Raw genomic sequence first — 17,738 nt, forward strand, 5'->3', positions numbered from 1 at the left:
GGGCTTTTCGGCGCACTTGCTTACTCCGCGGTCGCTTACTCGATTCCGAAGTGGTCCCGCACGGCGGATTCAAGGGAACTGACCGCCTTGCGCACGGTCTTCTCCCGCTGGTAGATCTTTTCGTAGCCCCTCGTCATCATCAACTGCCACACCTCTTCTTTGACGTGCTGGGCGTCATCGCGGATGCTGCTCGTCGCCACCAGCCGGAGCGACGTCAGCTCGCTCGTGATCTCTTCGTACGTGTCCATGAACCGGGCAAGGCTCGGGACGGGAACCGGTGGGCTGTCGATCGGCTTGCCTGCTTGCATTTGCGCGATACCGGCTTCGGCCAGGGTCCGCGTAGAGAGCTCGTGCTCGTGCGCCTCGGTGATAAACCGCTCCGCCAGAAGGACGACGCGCGAAGTGTGGCCGAGCACGTTCTGATCCCACCGCTGAAGCTTCTCGCGATCCGCGCGGTGCTTGTCCTGCAGCCGGTTGAAGAAGAAGCCGAGGATCGCGCCGACAATGAGGAAGGCTCCGGCTACCACTGGCACACCCCACCAAGGCGCAGCCGGTGACGCAACGGCCTCGGAGACAGGGCTGGGCATCGCAGCAATCAGGTTCAGCATGGTCAGTCCGCGATCCCCAAATGCTTGCGGTTGGCTTCGATGAACGTTGTGATCTTGGGCCGGAGGTCGTCGCGGGCAGTTTTGTGTTGGTGCTCGTTAGCGATAACGACGTTGTGCGCTGCCGTCACGACTTCCCCCAGGGTTTTGGTGATCGAAGCCGGTGCGACGAGGTTCAACCCGCCTTGCGTGTGCAGTAGCTTCGCGTATTCGGCGTCCAGCTCATTCTGGAGGGTGGCGATGTGCCTGTCCGCCTCTGGCTGATCGAGGGGATCGGGCACGTTGTAGAACCCTGCCTGGTCGACCGAGTGCTGATGAATCTCCCGTGCGGCTGCAATCGCATCGGTACCGAGCTTCCGGACCTCGTCGTGCCACCGATTCACGTGGTCCCTCTTCGCCTTGCGGTCGTCGATCGAGCGGGTTGCGAGGAACGATATCAAAGCGCCAACTACTAGGAAGAAGCCCGCTAGAACCGTTACTCCCCACCACGGAGCGTTGGAACTCGCGTGGTCGACGAGGTCCACGACGATGTGAGGCGTTGGAGAGGGGGAAATTGTCGGCACCGAGATCAGCATCGGTGTTGGGGTAGGAGTCACGGCGCAACGGTAGCGGGATTGACAGTGAGATCCTCCAACTACTCACCGCGACGGAGGTTACAGCGCTGGGACCGTTCCGCCCCTGCCGAGTTCCGGTCGAGCACATCGCCGAGCTCGCTACCCTCGACCTCGGTGCCCTTATCCCCTCCGACCGCGCGCCGGTGGTCCGGTCGATCCTTGCCAGAGGACGCCGACCTCTGGTCTGCGCGCTTGCATATTGCGCACGCTAGTCCAGGGATGGAGCCCATGCACGGGGAGACCCTGAGCTCAAAGAGTCGCGAGTTCAGACGTTCCATGACCACCCCCGGTTGTACGCGTAGTGAGGTCGACGCTGCGGTTGACCAGGTCGTGGACGACCTGCCAAAGCGAAGACCCGGAGGATTTCCGGTATTCGTCGAACGACCCGCGCGCCGCCAATTCGAATCTTGGACGATCCACCCCGCAGTACGCGAAGGTCCTGCCGCAGCCCGCTGGCGAGCCCTCCGTCGTGCCTACCGCCGAAGAACTGACCCTCATCGCTCCGCGAACTGCTCAGCTTGTGCGCACGTCACCCCCCCGCCTACGTGTTCCGAGAATGCGTATTATCGGAAGTGACCTCCTGCGGGGCTGTGCGGTGGTTACCGACCTGTCAGCGATATAACGATGGGCCTCAGGGGCCCGCAGGAGTGAGCTAGATGCCGAACAGCGACACCCTCACGGACACCGAACGGACGATCGAGCTCTCGGTCGCGGGGGAGCGGCTCACGCTCGAGGCGCTCCTTGATGCGACAGCGAGTGAGGCGGGGATGACTCTCCTCGCCGGTCTCGCTCAGACTCCGGACCAGACGACGGGGTCACATAACGTCGTCGTCCACGCATGGTCTGCGGTCACCGGTGCAGGGGTCCGTGGACCGAGAGCACGGGAGCTGCAGACTCACATCCGACGCTTCGTCGCCGACGGCTTCGGCTGGGCGTTCGCGCGCGGGCTCGTGGGTCCGGTGGATGGTCATCCCTCCCAGGAGTGGATGATCACTACGGATGGGATCGCGGTCGCCGCCTCGGGGTCCAGCTCCCACATCGACGCCACGCTTCAGCTCCACGCGCAGCTGCACCCCGTCCTGAACGAGTCGGCACGCCCCAATTTCGAGCGAGGCGACTACGCCACCGCTGTGTTCGCCGCGATGCACCAGGTCGAGGTGGCGGTGCGTGCGGCCGCCGGTTTCGGTCCGGACAAGTACGGGGTCCCGATGGTGCGAGACGCCTTCAAGGTCGACGGGCCGTTGGCGGACGGGGGAGAGGTGACGTCCGAGCAGGAGGCAGTCGCCAACCTCTTCGCCGGCGCGATCGGAGCGTTCAAGAACCCGACCAGTCACCGCGCGGTGGAGTTCAACAGCCCGATCGAGGCGGCCAGCATCATCCACCTCGCGGACCTGCTGCTGCGCATGGTCGACCGAGCAAAGGCCCGCCGCGACGGTGGTGCCACCGGTGCCTGACGAGCCCGGCACCGACGTCGTGCTCTCCAGCGCTGTGGCTGAGAGCGCCGCGGGGGAGCGGGTCAAGGTGCTCCCCGAGCTCGAGGAAGACGACCGACTGCGACTGAGCCCCGTGCGGAGCGTGTCGGGCAAGGCGATGTCGCCCGCCCAGCGGGAGGCTGCCGAACGCAGCCGCACGAGCGCAGCCCTCCGGCGCGCAGCCGGCCGCGGCGTTCGACCCCCGGCGCCAGCGAAGACCGCCGAGCAGCTCGCGCGCGAGTCGCTGCCGGAGAGCACTGTCCGCGCGTACCGCAGCAATCTGCGCCAGTTCGCCCGGTGACTCGCCGGCTTCAAGGAGCACGAGCCGCACGACCCCGAGGATCTCGCCCGGATCAAGACAGCGCCGAGGATAGCGAAGGAGGTTGCAGACTTCCTGGCCGCGAAGTCGCAGGCAGAGATCTCGCCCGGCGTCCGTCGCTACGCGCCGTCGACCGTCACCCGTTACCTCGCAGCGATCAACTGGGAGCACGCCCGCCTCCACTACGACCCGCCAGGCAACCACCCCCGCGTCCGCGACACCCTCAAGGGCATCAGACGCGATGACCCGCCGCCCATCGCCCGCGCGGCGCCGCTCACGCTGAAGCCGCTGCAGAAGACGCTGCGCGCGATCGACCTCTCGGACCTCGATCGCGGCGCCATCAACACGCGCGACTACGCCATGCTGCTCTTCGGCTTCGTCGGCGCGTTCCGCGAGAGCGAGCTGGTCGCCCTCGACGTCAGCGACCTGCGTCTCGTGCCCGACGAGGGCGTACGCGTCCGGATGCGGCGCTCGAAGACTCGTCAGGAGGGCGGCGGCCGTCCGAAGGTCATCCGCTACGGCTCGAACGCGCTCACCTGCGGCCCGTGCGCGTTCCTCCGCCTCTACCGACTGCAGGTCGCGCAGGAGCAGCTCGGGCAGAAGGGGATCTACGAGGCGCTCAAGGACGTCACGAACGACGTCCACGTCTGCGACACCGGCATGCCACCCCTCGAGGAACGACTCGACCCGAGTGCACCCTTCTTCCGTGCGGTCAGCAAGTGGGGACTCTTCCGCGACAGCCGGCTCACCTCAACTGCGGTCGGCAAGGTGCTGCAGTCCCGCGTGCGCCGTGCCGGCATCGACGACGCCGACGACTTCAGCGGGCACTCCATGCGCGCCGGCTTCATCACCGAAGCGCGGAACGCCGGGGCGACGGACCAGGAGATCATGGACCAGACCGATCACCGCTCGAGTGCTTCGCTGCGTCAGTACGACCGCGAGTACACGCCGCTCCGACGGAACGCATCGACCAGGATCAAGCTGTGACCTCCCGCGAGGTGTTGCTCGAGGCGCACTGGTCGCGCTTCGAGGACTGGTGTGCTGCCTGGGGGAGGACTGCACTACCTGCGACGTCGGACACCGTCGACGAGTTCCTCGCGCACTTCGGCGGGTCCAAGTCGCAGCAGCGTCTGCGTCGCCAGGCCATCGACCGCCACCACGCCGCCGCGGGGGAGTCGTCGCCGATCGCACCGCCTGCCGTCGAGACCGTGTGGCACGCCAGTGATGTCCTTGCCGACGTTGAGCGAGCCCTCGCCGAGATCCCGAAGTACCGCCACCCGGCCGGACTCCACGGCCGTCGCGACGCGTTCCTGATCGTGCTGACCGGCTACCTGCGCCTCAGCAGGAACGAAGCACGTAGCGTCGGCATCCGCGACATCGAGACCACGAGCATCCTCCGAATCCGTGGCCGGGTGATCCCGAGCAGCGATGACCCGGCAAGCTGTTGGCGTGCGCCGTGACCCGATGGCTCCGCGTCGTCGGGAACACCTACGCCGGCCACCGACACCTCACCTATCGACTGCTCGACCCCACGCGCGCGAAGCCGGACGAACACGACTGCAACGAGCCCGTCCCGAAGGAGTGGCGGGCGGCCGACCAGCTCCTGCTGCCCCTCGACACCCACGGATGGGCACGAGTCGGCGTGCCACTGTCGAAGCGCGCCATCACCCGGGTCGTGCCAGCCCGGCGTCGACTGACTGGACTCGTCGAGACGACGGGGCCTTCTACGCGCCGCCCCGGTCGGTTCGACCACCTCTCGGTGCCCGAGACCTGGAAGGCCGCCGGCGAGCTCGAGGTCAAGGCGGCGGCCGCGGCAGCGCGTGCAGCCGAAGTGCTCGCGGAAGCGCACCAGCTGGGCTTGGCGATCGACCACCTGCTGGTGCCGATCCCGGATGACGACGACGATGGCGACGAGGGCTGGTGAGAAGGGCGACGCCCCGCCAGCCGAAGCGGGCGGGGCGTCTGGCCTGATCTAGATCAAGCCGTGGAAGACCTCGAGGACGACCAGTACGACAGTGCCCACCATGGTGATCACTGCTACCCAGTCGACTCGACGTCCGTGATGCTGGTCATGATTCCTCATGAGGCATCACCTCCCATAGTGTCGGCGCCGACGGACACGAGAAGCGGGGAGGCCAGGGATGCCCGGGCGTCGCAGATTGCAAATGCCATCTGGTCGGCCTAGACTTCCGAGTAGATCCACTCGGGGACGCATCCCCCTGGCTTTCCACTCGGAGAGCAACTCTGAAGCCCAGGCTGTTAGCGCAACCTGGGCTTCATCCTTGCCCTAGGGCGGTCGAGTCGGCGTGCTCTCGATGCCCCGTCTTCAAGGCTAGGGGGATGGCATCGTCGCCCCCGGCCCTGTTCGCTGTGGACGGACCATCAGGTGATCACCGGCACGTAGGTGAACTTCACGTCGTCACCGTTCACGCTGTGGCCGCCGCCGGTCGAGCGGTACGACTCGCCGTCGTACTCAAGCTCATCAGGCAGATCACCACGCACGTACTTGGTGACGGGACCCTTCGCGGTGAGCAGGCTGACCACCCACGCGCGCTTCGTCGAGTCGTCGGGATCCCCGTGAACGAAGCCGGAGCCGCGCAGCTGCGTCACGCGCGCCGCACTGATGCCGAGGAGCGTCGACACATCGCGCATGGAGAGTCCGCGATCGGTCAGCTCGACGACCTGCTTGCGTGTCTTCGCGTCGAGCGCGTCCTCGAGGCGCTTCAGCTGCGCGCGCTCTTCCTGAACGAGCATCGCCTCGCGAACGAAGTCATCTTCGAAGGACCACTCGATGGCAGTTGACTGCCCGAGGGCGCTCTCCAAGCGCAGGTTGACTGCCGTGACCAGGCCGGTCAGGGTGTCGGCCTGCCCGGCGCCGGCCGTGTCCGTGACGAAAAGCCAGAGCGGGCCCTGGCGACTGACGGTGACCTTGTGCATGATGAGGAGCGTACGGGACAGCGGTAGCGAACACAAGAACTGTTCACCCACTGAACAGCCTGAGTTGTCATGATCGCTGTGATCGGTCATGGAACGACGATGTCGTGACCAACGGGCGCAGGGCGCGAGGCGGCGAGTGCCTCGTCTTGGTCGTTCTTCTCACGGCCTCTACGCGCCGCTCGAGCTCGCGCGCCGATGGCGTCTGCCGCAGTCTCCGGACGGTCGACTGCAAACTCGGTCTCCGAGACGCTGACGAGCTCGACCCGCAGTTCGTCGGCGATCTCTCGTAGCTTGGCCAGGACCCGCGCCGGCGACATCTCGGCCCAGGGTGCTGTCTCCGAGTAGCCCGTCTGTGGGAGCTCGTGCGGCAGGTACGCGGGTGCGATGCCGAGGTCCTCGCGCCACCACGTCAGCAGTGCTTGCTCGAGGTTGTAGGCCTCATCGCCCGTGCCGACGTCGACCGTCCATGCCAGCTTCCACCCGAACCGTCGGTGGTCGCCGAGCCTCCGCAGGTTCGGACTGGCGCACCCGACCTTCACCGCGTTCCGGTCCACCACGAGGTACAGCACGGCGGGGCCGTCGTAGGGGAAGTCGCTGAAGCAGTACCGGCAGATGCCCTTCCCCTGCGCGACGTTCGACATCGTCGGCGTGACCACTCGTCCGCACGAGTGCCGCGATGCCCACGGGCGCCCACTCCCCGGGTACGGCTCGACCGGCTCGAGGCTCTTCGCGAGCATGATCGCCCGGGCCTCAGCCTCGGGCATCCGCAAGCTGGCTGCGAGGTCGGTCCGAAAGCAGCGCGCGCATCCGCGGCTCCCCGCCTTCACGTTCGTGTATGTGGGCGCTGTCTCGTCACCGCACCGAAGGTGACGGCTCCGCCATGGGATGTCGACGCCGCGGTACGGCTCAAGCGGCTCGAGGCCCGCGGCTCGGAACAGCTTCGCGGCTTCGTCGTGATCGTGCCGCTTCACAGCGTGCGAGGCTTCGAGCCCACACTCGCGGCACGGGCCCTGACCAGCGACGACGTTGCCCAGGCGAGGCGCGACGATGCGTCCACAGCTGACGTGTCGCGCACGCCACGGCTTCGTCGACGAGCCCGGCCAGGGCTCCAGGGGATCGAGACCCCGGACCCGGAACTCCGCTTCGGCGCCTGCCGCAGTCCAGACGGCGCGGCCGGCAGCTCGCGCGGAACAGTCTCGGCACGCGGTGCCGTTCATCCGGACGGTGTTCAGCGTCGGGGTGCGTTCGTGGCCGCAGAGCTCGTGGCGACAGCGCCACGGCTTCGCGGTTCCGGGGTAGGGCTCTAGCGGCTCGAAGCCGGCTGCTCGCATCTCGGCAACGGCGGCGTCGGCGAGCCCGGCGCGACGCTTCGCTCCCCGCGCGTCAGCGGCGCAGTGCTTGCACGCCGACCCGCGTCGCCGGATGTTCGCGTACGTCGGAGCGATCTCCCGGCCACACGGCTCGTGCACGCAACGCCACGGCGTCGCGTTCCCCGGGTACGGCTCGAGCGGTGTACACCCAGCATCGCGCAAGACCTTCGCCGCTTCGGCCAGATCCACCTTCGTCCCCACGGGGGCATCGTAGGTGTGCCCTCCGACGGTCACGCCGGTGCGCTGCTACGAGCAGGTGGTGGTGTCGACCTGGATCGCGTTCGCAAGAACGCGGCGGAAGTCCCAGACCACCTCCTCGCGCTCGGCGCCGAGGAGTTCATCGCGACGGTGCTCCACGAAACGCTCGACGCCGGCGTGACCGGCGCCATCCTGACCGGCGACGTCGACGGTCCCTGACCCGGTCATCCTCCCGCCCACCAGGACGAACCCCCGCAGCCATCCGGCTGCGGGGGTTCTGTTTTCTCGCATCGGCTAGCGCCAAAGGTTAGGCCTGGTAGACCTCGGGCATAGGGTGATCGGCCCCGGAGCGCCATTGGTGACGCTGCGCGTTGTACGTGGTGTCGTACTTGATGTCCTCGCCACGCGATTGCGCGCCGCAGGAGCAACGCCAACGCCAGTTGCCTTCGTTCTGACTCCAGTCGTAGTCGTCCTTCGGCGTCGAGTCGGATGACAGGGCGTTCGCGATGTCTCGCAGGAGCTTGCCGAACATCATGATCGAATCCCTTCTGGACGCGCATCCGCGCTGCCCGTCATCGTCTGTAGGCGCTGCGCGGCCGCGACTCGGGCCCGAGCATCCTCGGCGATGTCCACCCGGACGACCTCGACTGCGCTGTCGCGCAGCGCTGCGGTCAGCCACGCCTTCGGTCGGAGCAGGTGCTGCTCGACCTCCTCGTCGATCACGGCGATGATGAGCCGCGTCGGGCCGAGCTTCCGCCCGGCCCACGTCAGCTTGAACGCATCGGTCGCGAGCTTCTTCGGCTGACCGCCTCGAAGCGCTCCCGTGTGCGCGTACGCCTCCACCAGCACTGCTCGGTCCTCGGAGGCTCCATCGATCTCGACTCGGACCCCGTCCTCGATCTCGATCTTTGCCGGCGCGAGCGGTACGCCGGCGTACGCGGCGACCGCGGCGATGATCAGCGGCTCGGCGTCGCGCTGTGCGAGTGAGTCGGAGGCGTGCGGTGTGGTCACCGTCGCAGCGTAGTGGTGCCCTCCGCGGCAGGACGAGTGACCTGAGGTCGAGCGCGCGCTACGTGAAGAAGACCAGCGTGCCGACGCCGACCCAGACGAAGAAGACGCTGGCCAGTGCCGACAGGCTCGCGAGGCTGGTCGCGATGATCGCGGACACCTGTTCCTTCCAGAGCCGGAGAGAACTCGTCGCGATGACGAGGGCGATCGCCGCCGCAGGCAGCGTCCCGATCAGCGCGACGGCCTGCACGGTCGCGATCGCTCGATCGTCTGCCGTCGGCGACATGCTGCCACCGTCGTAGTCGAACTGGGACGGTGGGGTCTGGGAGGCAGGGTCGAACGCGCCGGTCGCCGTGACCGCGGCGCCCGTCACGACGATCAAGGCGATGGCGATGAGCGCCCGGACGTTGATCGGTGCGCGCTGCGTCTGCCCCCGGAGCCCCATGCGCCGACCCTAGTGCGGCGCGATGAGTGATCACGAGCCGACCGCGCGCACCCCACGACAAAGCCCCCTTCGCAGCAGTCGCTGCGTCGAGGGCTTTCGTCTTCGCGGGAGGACTCCTGGCCGTCCCGGATGAGGTCAGACGAGCTGGCTCGTCATGATGTAGGTGTCGTCTGTGTGACTTTCCGAGCCGATTTAAGCCCCTCGCCGCCGACCACGAGAGCAAGACCGGCCGCGTCAACGTCGCCGAGTGATGGTCCGCAGGCTGACCAAGCGATGGCCACGTGCCGGTCATGGAGGCCTGTCAAGAAGCGAAGACGGCTGAAAAAAAGGGTGGTGACCGCGGGACGGACCGATCGGTCCGCGCGCTGACCAAGAGGTGGTCAGTAGGTGGTGACGGGACGCAGATCGAGCCCGGATCGCGCGCCGGCGCATCCTACGGAGCCTTCCAGCCGCCGCAGTGACCACGTCGTGGTCAGTCTTGGGACACCGAACGGACCTATAGGGCCACAAGGTGGTCACAACGGTCCGGCAACTGGTCACAGATTCCAGGTGCGCTGCACCCGATGACGCTCCCATGGTGGGCCAGGGTGGGCGGAAGCGCGGAGCGATAGCGGCAACCTGAGCACCAGGTTGTGCCGGTGCTGTGACCGGGTGAGGTTGCTGTTTCGAGACGGCCCGGGCACTCCACAGTCGTGCCCTGATGGGGCGAAAGAAGAGCCTGCAACTGCGTCCCTTCGGGACGGCGCGGAAGGCCTGCGACGACGCTCGTTCCTCGGTCGCCGCGATGCGGCTACGCCGCTGCAACAGACCCGCAGGAGAGGTCTCCGCGATGCTGCGACCTGCGCTGATGCGAGACCGATGACCGCCGCGTGCCCGCGTCGGCGTCGGGGAGGAAAGGGGCTGGTTCCGCAGGCTCCACCACCCCCGCGGCCGCTGCGCGACCAGACCGGTACCACTGTGCCAAGGAGCGCTCAGTGGTGGTACCGGTCAATCCCCGACTTTCCAGGGGCTATGGATGCTCCTGGTACCAGCCCGCGCTTCGCGTCCTCCGGATTCCGGTCTGGTACCAGATGGTGTGGCACCATCCGTTTCCCCTGATCACAACAGCAGTTGTGACCTCGATTCGTCGCTGAAGCTCCGATCTCGGCTCAAAGAAGAAAAGGGCATAAGGCGAGGTGGCACAGACCCGCGTTCTCTTCCTCGCTGCGCTCGTCGAGGTCTTGGTCTGTGGTCGGCGCAGCCGACGCCTCTTCGGAACCCTCTGAGCCTCTCGCTGCGCTCGGTCTCCGGTGTCCCTCACCCCTCGTCGCTGCGCTCCTTGGGGCCCTTACTGCGTCGCTTCGCTCCTCGCCCTCGAACGGCCCTGTGGGGGCGTTCTCGGGTGCCTTGCGCCGGTACCGATCCTCCGCTCCGCTCCCCTCGGACACCGTCTGGGATCCGCCCCTGCCGGGTCGGGATCGACAGCGCGGCCGCGGCCGCGTGAGTGGCCAGAAGCAGAGCTGACGGCTCGGTAGCCACCTGCTTTGCGCGGCCAGCGACCGAGACGTCGCCCCTACGCGGAAACGTTCCGGTAATCATTTCGCGAAACGATTACCGGAACGTTCCTGTCGCCGTCATCTCTCAGGCGACGCCTCGTGCCACACCGTAGGGCGTCGCGCCCGAAGCCTGGAACCGCTCCCAAGCGGCGCGTCGCACGAAGCCCCGCGCCTTCCGCTTGTTCTGCATCCACTTCGTCAACTGGCCGTTGGGCCGACTCCCGAAAAAGTCCCAGTCCCAGTTCGAGACTTCAGGGACATGGCTGTACTCGGCAAGGACCGGCTCCGTTCCGAAGATCCACTGGGTGAGACCGAGCTCGAGGTCCTTCGAAGTACCAGCGGGCACCACCCATTCACCGCCATCCATGAGCCGCTTCAAGCGCGGAGTGAAGGTGCGCGCTGCCTCAACCGACCCGCGGGGGTTGTTGCGGCGCTCGGTGGCCACGTAGAGGTCGTAGAGCATCGCAAACGGAAGGAAGTCTCGTTCGAATTGGTCTACGTATTCGTCGTGGAAGGCCAGGATCTTGTCCGAGTCGAGCATGGCGCGTCTCTTGGCCGCTTTCGCCGTGTCGGACTCGAGGAGCTTGTAGTACTTCGGGAGGGCAATGAGCACGTGGTAGGCGAACCACTCCCGCACGTCGGCGCGCGTGACGTAGTCATTCTTGATCGCTTCGTTCCGGTTGCCTCCGACAAAGCGTCCGGGGAACTCGATCAGCACCTGCCGGTCGGTCATGGCCTGGGTCAAGTCCTTATGAGACTGCGTCTCGTTGACGCTGACGAGGATGCTCATGCGGAGGATTGCCGTGACGGGGTCGCGGTACTTGCGTTCGATCGGTACCGGGTCGTGCGAGATCACCTGCTTGAGCTTGGAGCCTTCCTCGACTCGCTTACCGACGTCGTCCTCGTCGACCAGATTCAGGCGCTTGCCGATCGCCGGGCCGAGGGCGAACTGCTCACCGAACTTGCTCGGCGGGATGTTGACGGTCAGCCCAGCACCGACCATCGCGCGGATCAGTTCGAGGAGCGTTCCCTTGCCGTTCAGCCCGACACCCTTGAGGTAGACCATGACGCGCCATACGACGTTCGGCCGGAAGCACATGCCGATCACCTGATAGGTCAAGTTCAGCGTGTCAGGATCGCCCGTAACCTCGGCGATCCATTCGGAGGCATCCCACGAGGTTCCGTCAGGGTTCACGATCCGGGGGACCGGCGGCTGCCTCTCAGGCAGCTCGGTGGCGAACTTTGCGAGCGTCACGAGCTCCGGCGAGAATACGATCCGCTCTCCGGTGCGGTAGTTGAACCAGCAGTTGTGCATCGGGATCAGGTCCGGGTCGGAGACCTCCGATGCCTTCGTGACAGTCCGACGAAGGGCGTTTCGGACCTCCTTGTGCCAGCCCTCATGTCCCGATGGCCGTAGTCGGCCGGCGAGTTCGTCCAGGAGACCGTTCTCGGCGTCAAGGTAGACGCCCTCAAAGTCACCCTCCTGCTGGTAAATCGCCAAGATGCCGAGGCCGGAATCACTGCGAACGCCGCTCGGGGTCACTTCGACAATGCGCAACTTCGCTTGGAGGAGCGCTGCGGCCTGGACTGCTTCGAGTTCGCGGATGGGCGCGAGGCGGTCGACTCCCAGGTTTTTGCGCTTCAAATTCTCGGCAGAGACGACTCGTTCGGTCTCCCGAACGCAGGCGTTCCCGAGTGCGCTCAGGGGTGTGATGGCGATCCTCTCGACCGCAAGCTCTGCGCCGCGGAGCAAGATCTCGTCACGAGTCAGGAACTCCAGTTCGACTCCTGCTCCTTCGGTGTCGCTGTCGTGGAGCTCCGTGTTAATCTCGCTTCCAGAGCCGCCAAACTCGTGGGAAGCCGCTTCATCTTCGGTGGGGCGGTTTTTCTGTGCACTCAAGGGTTCACTTGCCCTTCAGGACGGAACTGAAGGTCGACACGATGAGGTCAACCTGCTCGGGCCGCAGCGGCGGAGCTTTTGCTGCGACCTTCTCGGCCCACGCGCGCAGCGTGCCATCGTCGACTCGGAGGGGTTTCGGCGCGAGAAATTCGTCGAGATCCGCCTGCGCAACGTGAACCTTGCCACGGATCTTCACCGCCGGCAGTCGTGACGTGCGGATGTAGTAGCGCAGGAGCGACGTGCTCATGTCGCTTCGAGTGCCGGCGGTGGCGAGGTCGATGTATTCCGGTGTAGTGGTAGCCATTGGTGCTCCCTGATGAGGAGGAGCACAACGACAGAAGTTCGTGTGTTGGGCTTGTTCGATCTGGGCCGGGCTCAGCCACGAGCTTGCGGTCCGCACCCCCGACGGAGTCTTTCGTCCAATGAGCTTGTTCGTTCTGGGCCGGGCTCAGCCACGAGCTTGCGGTCCGCCCCCCGAGGGGTCTTGTCTGTTCTGGTCATGTAGCGTTCGCCGATTCGCCTGACAGCGGTCGGTATATCTGTTGAGTTGTGCGCCCGGCGAGTGCCGTGCTCAAGAAAAGTAACATGAGGTTGACGCCGCGCTTCGAATCTTTTTCTACCTACGACTGCAGCGGGCCGCCGCGAGCGGTGGGCGCGCGAGGGCGTGTCGCACATCGTGGTGAGCGGCGAGTGCGATGCCTACTTTCGTGTGCTCGCGGGGGAGGGGGCGATGGTCGCACTGTCCCTGCAGAAACTTCTGGCTCGCTGCGACCCGATGGGGGGCATCGGTAAGACTTCTTGTTGTTGAGTGAGACAGTGCGACAGCGTGGCAAACCTCGCTGAATCCACCCACATCCAAGGGTCGCACTCGACAGCGCACTGACATGTAGCACCATCCGAGTTCGCTCCTGTGCGACGTCGTCGCGTCGAGTCGCGCTTACGCCTACGCGGTCGCCCTGGCTTGGCGCGTCTCTAGTCGAGTCCGGCCAGGCGCAAGGTGTGCAGGTGCGGCCGTCTCAGATCCAGACGAACTCGACGCGGTCTGGGTTGATCGCGCGCTTGCCGCGATCCTCCGGCGCGATCCGGTGAACACGTGGGACCAGGACGCCGCGAATGAGGACGCGCTTCTTGGCAAGCTCGAGATCCTGCCAGTCCAGGTCGGCCGCGCCACCCGAGACAAAGGTGACCACGAACGGGTCGATGCCGCTCAGTTGCTCGAGCTTCGCCTGTGCCGCCTTGATCTTCGGCTCCATCCGCCGTTCCTGGTCGAACAGGAGGTCGGTACGCATCATGGCTGCGGCTTCAGTGCGCACCGACTCAAGGTAGGTCTGATATCCGTCCAGCTCCTCGATGAGGGCCTCACGCTCGACATTTGCTGAATCGCCGCGCGCTCCAACCAAGGCGAGAAAGTCCGCCCTTCGAATACGTGCAAGGAGTGCCTCGGTCACAAGCTGATCGAGGTGCTCCACACGCATGGCCACGTGGAAGCCCATTCGCTCGCCGGGTCCTGGACGCCCAGGCACGCCAGCGCAGACATAGGTCAAGTAGGTCTTCCTGGGCAGTGGAACACCATCGGGGCCGGTAGAGCGACTGCCAGCGTTCTGGCGTCCTACGCGCATCTTCGCGCCACAGACACCGCAGACAGCAATGCCCGCCAAGAGGTGCTTGGCCGGCCAATCGTTCGTCCGTCGGCGGTCTTGCGGTGACAGGATCGCTTGCAGCTTGATCCACTCGTCGTAGGGGATCAGGGCCGGCCAGTCGGCGTCGCCAACGATCTCGCCTCGGTGTTGGCGCTTGGCCGCGTAGGCCGGCATGGACAACATCTGCTTGACCGCCGGAGGCGTCCACCCGAAGTTCGTTCGATCAGCCTTCATCGCCGGCCGCCGCGGCGGCACGCCACGTTCGTTGAAGTCTTTCGCGATGCCGTAGAAGGATTCACCAGCGAGGACTCGGCGAGCAGCTTCCTTGACGATCGCGGCCTGCTCAGGGTGTGCATCGACGCGAAGGAGCGCTCGGGTCTTCGGATCGTAGATGCGCTCGTACCCGTAGAGGTGCTTGCCGTGCGGTCGACCGGCTTCGGCGGCCGCCCGAACGCTCCGTCGGATCCGCTCCGAGGTCTTGTCCGACTCGTACTCGGCGTCGACAGCATCTTCGAGAAGGCTTCGCCGGTCGCGGGCGTTCGCTGGGTCGTACAGTCTTCCGTGCGTCGTCACCCAGATCTGAACACGGCGCTCCTTGCAGAGGTCGACGAGATCGACCCACTCGCCGACGCGGCGAGAGCCACGGCTCGACTCCCAGATCGCCAACACGTCGGCACCGAAGCCGTCCAGCTCGAGATCGTCGATCAGGCGCTTGAAGTCCTCGCGACCCTTTTTGGCGAAGCGGCTGGCACTGCGGTCAGTGTCGCGGTACGGAGCGTCAGGGTGCATCGACCAGCCCTGGCGCTCGATCGATGCCAGGTTCTCGTCGTGCTGCTGATCTGGGCTCTTACCGGTCCCTGCGCGGTCTCGAGACACGCGAAGATACTCACGGACGACGAAGGCTGGAGCACGCACCTCTAAATTAAACCATGACAGGGGCGAACTGCGCGGTGGTGGTCGGGCTCGTCGTGGTCCTCGGCCGCGCCTGTGGTCTGCCGAGAGGCCCCCGGGCCGCGGCGGCCGTCGGCGTGCTCCTGGTGTTCGTCGTGCTCGTGCGGCCCGACCCCTCGATCGTCCGGGCGACGGTGATGGCGATCGTGGTGCTCGCCGTGCACCTGGCCGGTCGACCGGTGCGGGGCGTCCCGCTCATCGCCCTCGCCGCGGTCGGCATGCTCGTCGTCGACCCCTGGTTCGCACGGTCGTTCGCGTTCGCCCTGTCCGTGCTCGCCACGAGCGGGATCGTGGTGCTCGGACCGCCGCTCACCGAGCTCCTGGCACGTCGTGTGTGGCCGCCGGTCGCCGCCGCACTCGCGATCCCCGTCGCGGCGCAGGTGGCCTGCTGGCCGGTGACGATCCCGCTGTCGGCGGCGCTCCCGACCTACGCGGTGCCGGCGAACCTGCTGGCGGAGCCGTTCGCGCCGGTCGTCACGGTGGTCGGACTCGCCGCATGTGGTCTCGCTCCGGTGTGGCCGGTGGGTGCGCAGGGGCTCGCGGCCGTCGCGTGGGTCCCGGCCGCCGCCGTCGGGGGCATCGCGCACGGGGCAGCCGCCCTGCCGTACGCCTCGGCACCCTGGCCGGCCGGTGTGCTCGGTGTGGCCGCCGCCGTGCTCGTGTGTGGCTGCATCGCGATCGCCGTGCTGGTCCGGGGGCAGCTCGGCTCCCGGCTGCTGCTCGCCGCGGGGGTCGTGGTCGTGGTCGGTGTCGCAGCGGTCACCGTGCCGGTGCTCGTCGTCCGGGGCTCGATGCCGGGCGACTGGTCGGTCGCCGCGTGTGACGTCGGGCAGGGGGACGCCGTGCTGCTCCGGGGTGATGACGCCGTTGCGCTCGTGGACACCGGCGACGACGAGGAACGGCTCCGGGCGTGCCTGGACCTGCTCGGGGTCACCCGGATCGACCTGCTCGTCCTGACGCACTTCGACCGCGACCACGTCGGCGCGGTGGGCGCCGTGGCCGGCACCGTCGAGACCGCGCTGGTCGGACCCGTCGGCCGTGCGTCGGACGAGCGGGTGGTCGACGACCTCCGGCGTGCCGGTGTCGATGTCCGGACGGCGGACGACCGGGTCTCCGGCACCCTCGGGCCGCTCGCCTGGCGCGTGGTGTGGCCACCGGGCGACGACCGTGCCGCCGGCAACGACGCGAGCATCGTCCTGGTCACGGGGCCGGCGGACGGAGGCTCCTGTCGGGCGTGCCTGACCGGGGTCTTCCTCGGCGACCTGGGGGAGTCGTCGCAGCGTCGGCTCCGGAACGCGGGTGGTCTGCCGGCGGGGCCGATCGACGTCGTGAAGGTGGCGCACCACGGCTCCGCGGACCAGGACCCGCAGCTCTTCCGAGGGCTCGCCGCGCGGGTCGGGCTCATCGGGGTCGGCGCGGACAACACCTACGGGCATCCGACGCCGTCCGCGCTCGGCATGCTCGAGGCAGCGGGCACGCTGCCGCTCCGCACCGACGAGCGCGGCACCGTGGTGCTCGCCCGGTCCGGCAGCGACGAGGTGCGGGTGTGGACGGAGCGCTCGTCGTCGGCGGCCGCCCGTAGGATCGTCGATGCACCACTCGACCCGGCACCGTCCGGGCCGGCACCACCGGAAGGACCACATGGCCGCCAAGAAGCCCGCGCGCGCCGCAGCGAAGATCGACCAGGTGCCCTGGTCGGGGATCCGTCCGGCACCCGTCGTGCTCATCACCGGGCCCGAAGCGTTCCTCGCCGACCGCGCCCGCGGTGTGCTGAAGGACCTGCTGCAGGGCGAGGACCCCGCGCTCGAGGTGCACGACCTCGAAGCCGACCAGTACGCCCCCGGGCTCCTCGCGACCCTCGCCAGCCCGTCGCTGTTCGGCGAGCCGCGACTCGTGCAGGTCACGAACGTCGAGAAGTGCACCGACGCCTTCATCACCGAGACGATCTCGTACCTGCAGGCCCCCGCCGACGACGTCACCCTGGTGCTCCGGCACGGGGGTGGTGTGCGCGGCAAGAAGCTCCTCGACACGATCCGCAGCGGTGTCGGCGGCGGGGTCGAGGTGCTGTGCGACGAGCTCAAGCGCGAGACCGACCGCATCGACTTCGTGAACGCCGAGTTCCGCGCCGCACGACGCCGGATCGCGCCCTCCGCCGTCCGGACCCTGGTGACCGCGTTCGCCGACGACCTCGCCGAACTCGCCGCCGCGTGCCGACAGCTCCTGGCGGACGAGGCCGAGGAGATCACCGACAAGGTCGTCGACAAGTACTACGGCGGTCGCGTCGAGACGAACGCGTTCAAGGTCGCCGACATTGCCCTCGCGGGCCGGTCGGCACCGGCGATCGTCGAGCTGCGGCACGCCCTGGCCACCGGCGAGGCACCCGTGCCGATCGTCGCCGCGTTCGCGAGCAAGATCCGCACGATGGCGAAGGTCAGCGCCTTCCGGGGTCCGAGCGGGCAGGCGGCCTCGGCGCTCGGGATGGCGCCGTGGCAGGTGCAGCGCGCGCAGCGTGACGTCGCCGGCTGGAGCGAGTCCGGGCTGGCGAACGCGATCATCAGCATCGCCGAGGCGGACACCGCGGTGAAGGGTGGCTCGCGGGACGCGCACTACGCGCTCGAGGTCATGGTCCGCACCATCGCCCGACGCGGCGAACCCCGCTGAGGCGAGTCGGGCCTCCCGGCCGTCCCTCGCGCCGGTCGGCCGGCGCTTCGTGAGCACAAATGGTCGGGTGCGCCCTCGCGACC

Annotated in this window: 17 protein-coding genes and 1 pseudogene; 7 read left to right on the forward strand and 11 right to left on the reverse strand. The window is 67.3% G+C overall.

The window, feature by feature from the left end; translation table 11 throughout:
* Nucleotides 1-35 precede the first annotated feature (35 nt).
* Together DEJ20_RS08105 and DEJ20_RS08110 are read right to left on the reverse strand one after the other, a co-directional pair.
* Entirely contained in the window at nt 36-608 is a 573-nt protein-coding gene (locus tag DEJ20_RS08105; protein ID WP_111236414.1) for a hypothetical protein, read from the reverse strand.
* 2 nt (nt 609-610) lie between these two features.
* The gene (locus DEJ20_RS08110) at nt 611-1,180 is read right to left on the reverse strand and encodes a hypothetical protein (RefSeq protein WP_111236415.1); all 570 of its coding nucleotides are present in this window, start codon (nt 1,178-1,180) and stop codon (nt 611-613) included.
* Between the two features lie 695 nt (nt 1,181-1,875).
* On the opposite strand from DEJ20_RS08110, the gene DEJ20_RS08115 reads away from it, so the two are divergent.
* The 5 genes from DEJ20_RS08115 (at nt 1,876) to DEJ20_RS08135 (ending at nt 4,934) form a co-directional block, all read left to right on the forward strand.
* On the forward strand, nt 1,876-2,673 hold the full coding sequence (locus DEJ20_RS08115) for a TIGR02391 family protein (protein ID WP_111236416.1): 798 nt from the start codon (nt 1,876-1,878) through the stop codon (nt 2,671-2,673).
* On the forward strand, nt 2,666-2,992 hold the full coding sequence (locus DEJ20_RS08120; RefSeq protein WP_146245491.1) for a hypothetical protein: 327 nt from the start codon (nt 2,666-2,668) through the stop codon (nt 2,990-2,992). The genes DEJ20_RS08115 and DEJ20_RS08120 overlap by 8 nt, the downstream gene beginning before the upstream one ends.
* Before the next feature lie 378 nt (nt 2,993-3,370).
* Nucleotides 3,371-3,997, forward strand: a complete 627-nt coding sequence (locus tag DEJ20_RS08125) for a tyrosine-type recombinase/integrase (RefSeq protein ID WP_111236418.1) — start codon at nt 3,371-3,373, stop codon at nt 3,995-3,997.
* Nucleotides 3,994-4,470 carry a CofD/YvcK family protein gene (locus DEJ20_RS08130; protein WP_111236419.1) on the forward strand — a complete coding sequence of 159 codons (477 nt, stop codon included), beginning with the start codon at nt 3,994-3,996 and terminating at the stop codon, nt 4,468-4,470. The genes DEJ20_RS08125 and DEJ20_RS08130 overlap by 4 nt, the downstream gene beginning before the upstream one ends.
* On the forward strand, nt 4,467-4,934 hold the full coding sequence (locus DEJ20_RS08135; RefSeq protein WP_111236420.1) for a hypothetical protein: 468 nt from the start codon (nt 4,467-4,469) through the stop codon (nt 4,932-4,934). The genes DEJ20_RS08130 and DEJ20_RS08135 overlap by 4 nt, the downstream gene beginning before the upstream one ends.
* Before the next feature lie 458 nt (nt 4,935-5,392).
* Here DEJ20_RS08135 and DEJ20_RS08140 read toward each other — a convergent pair whose 3' ends face one another.
* The 9 genes from DEJ20_RS08140 to DEJ20_RS08180 form a co-directional block, all read right to left on the reverse strand.
* Entirely contained in the window at nt 5,393-5,947 is a 555-nt protein-coding gene (locus tag DEJ20_RS08140; RefSeq protein WP_111236421.1) for a sigma-70 family RNA polymerase sigma factor, read from the reverse strand.
* Nucleotides 5,948-6,033: 86 nt separating this feature from the next.
* On the reverse strand, nt 6,034-7,518 hold the full coding sequence (locus DEJ20_RS08145) for a hypothetical protein (protein WP_284183389.1): 1,485 nt from the start codon (nt 7,516-7,518) through the stop codon (nt 6,034-6,036).
* A gap of 45 nt (nt 7,519-7,563) precedes the next feature.
* Nucleotides 7,564-7,743: a hypothetical protein gene (locus DEJ20_RS08150; protein ID WP_146245492.1), complete on the reverse strand. Its 180-nt coding sequence runs from the start codon at nt 7,741-7,743 to the stop codon at nt 7,564-7,566.
* 79 nt (nt 7,744-7,822) lie between these two features.
* The gene (locus tag DEJ20_RS08155; protein WP_111236424.1) at nt 7,823-8,050 is read right to left on the reverse strand and encodes a hypothetical protein; all 228 of its coding nucleotides are present in this window, start codon (nt 8,048-8,050) and stop codon (nt 7,823-7,825) included.
* Nucleotides 8,047-8,526 carry a hypothetical protein gene (locus tag DEJ20_RS08160; RefSeq protein WP_111236425.1) on the reverse strand — a complete coding sequence of 160 codons (480 nt, stop codon included), beginning with the start codon at nt 8,524-8,526 and terminating at the stop codon, nt 8,047-8,049. Before DEJ20_RS08160 ends, DEJ20_RS08155 begins: the two co-directional genes overlap by 4 nt.
* A 58-nt stretch (nt 8,527-8,584) precedes the next feature.
* Nucleotides 8,585-8,968 (reverse strand): hypothetical protein, encoded by a 384-nt coding sequence (locus tag DEJ20_RS08165; RefSeq protein WP_111236426.1) that lies wholly within the window; start codon nt 8,966-8,968, stop codon nt 8,585-8,587.
* 1,620 nt (nt 8,969-10,588) lie between these two features.
* Nucleotides 10,589-12,403 (reverse strand): phage/plasmid primase, P4 family, encoded by a 1,815-nt coding sequence (locus DEJ20_RS08170; RefSeq protein ID WP_111236427.1) that lies wholly within the window; start codon nt 12,401-12,403, stop codon nt 10,589-10,591.
* A 4-nt stretch (nt 12,404-12,407) separates the two neighbouring features.
* Nucleotides 12,408-12,707, reverse strand: coding sequence for a helix-turn-helix domain-containing protein (locus DEJ20_RS08175; RefSeq protein WP_111236428.1), 300 nt, complete (start codon nt 12,705-12,707; stop codon nt 12,408-12,410).
* A 712-nt stretch (nt 12,708-13,419) separates the two neighbouring features.
* Nucleotides 13,420-14,958 (reverse strand): recombinase family protein, encoded by a 1,539-nt coding sequence (locus DEJ20_RS08180; protein WP_111236429.1) that lies wholly within the window; start codon nt 14,956-14,958, stop codon nt 13,420-13,422.
* 14 nt (nt 14,959-14,972) lie between these two features.
* On the opposite strand from DEJ20_RS08180, the pseudogene DEJ20_RS18085 reads away from it, so the two are divergent.
* Both DEJ20_RS18085 and holA read left to right on the forward strand, forming a co-directional pair.
* A pseudogene (locus DEJ20_RS18085) lies at nt 14,973-15,965 on the forward strand (ComEC/Rec2 family competence protein); the annotation flags it as partial.
* Between the two features lie 670 nt (nt 15,966-16,635).
* Entirely contained in the window at nt 16,636-17,655 is a 1,020-nt protein-coding gene (holA, locus tag DEJ20_RS08190) for a DNA polymerase III subunit delta (RefSeq protein WP_027465301.1), read from the forward strand.
* Nucleotides 17,656-17,738 lie beyond the last annotated feature (83 nt).

Source organism: Curtobacterium sp. MCSS17_005, assembly GCF_003234225.2.
GTDB classification, from domain to species: Bacteria; Actinomycetota; Actinomycetes; order Actinomycetales; family Microbacteriaceae; genus Curtobacterium; species Curtobacterium flaccumfaciens.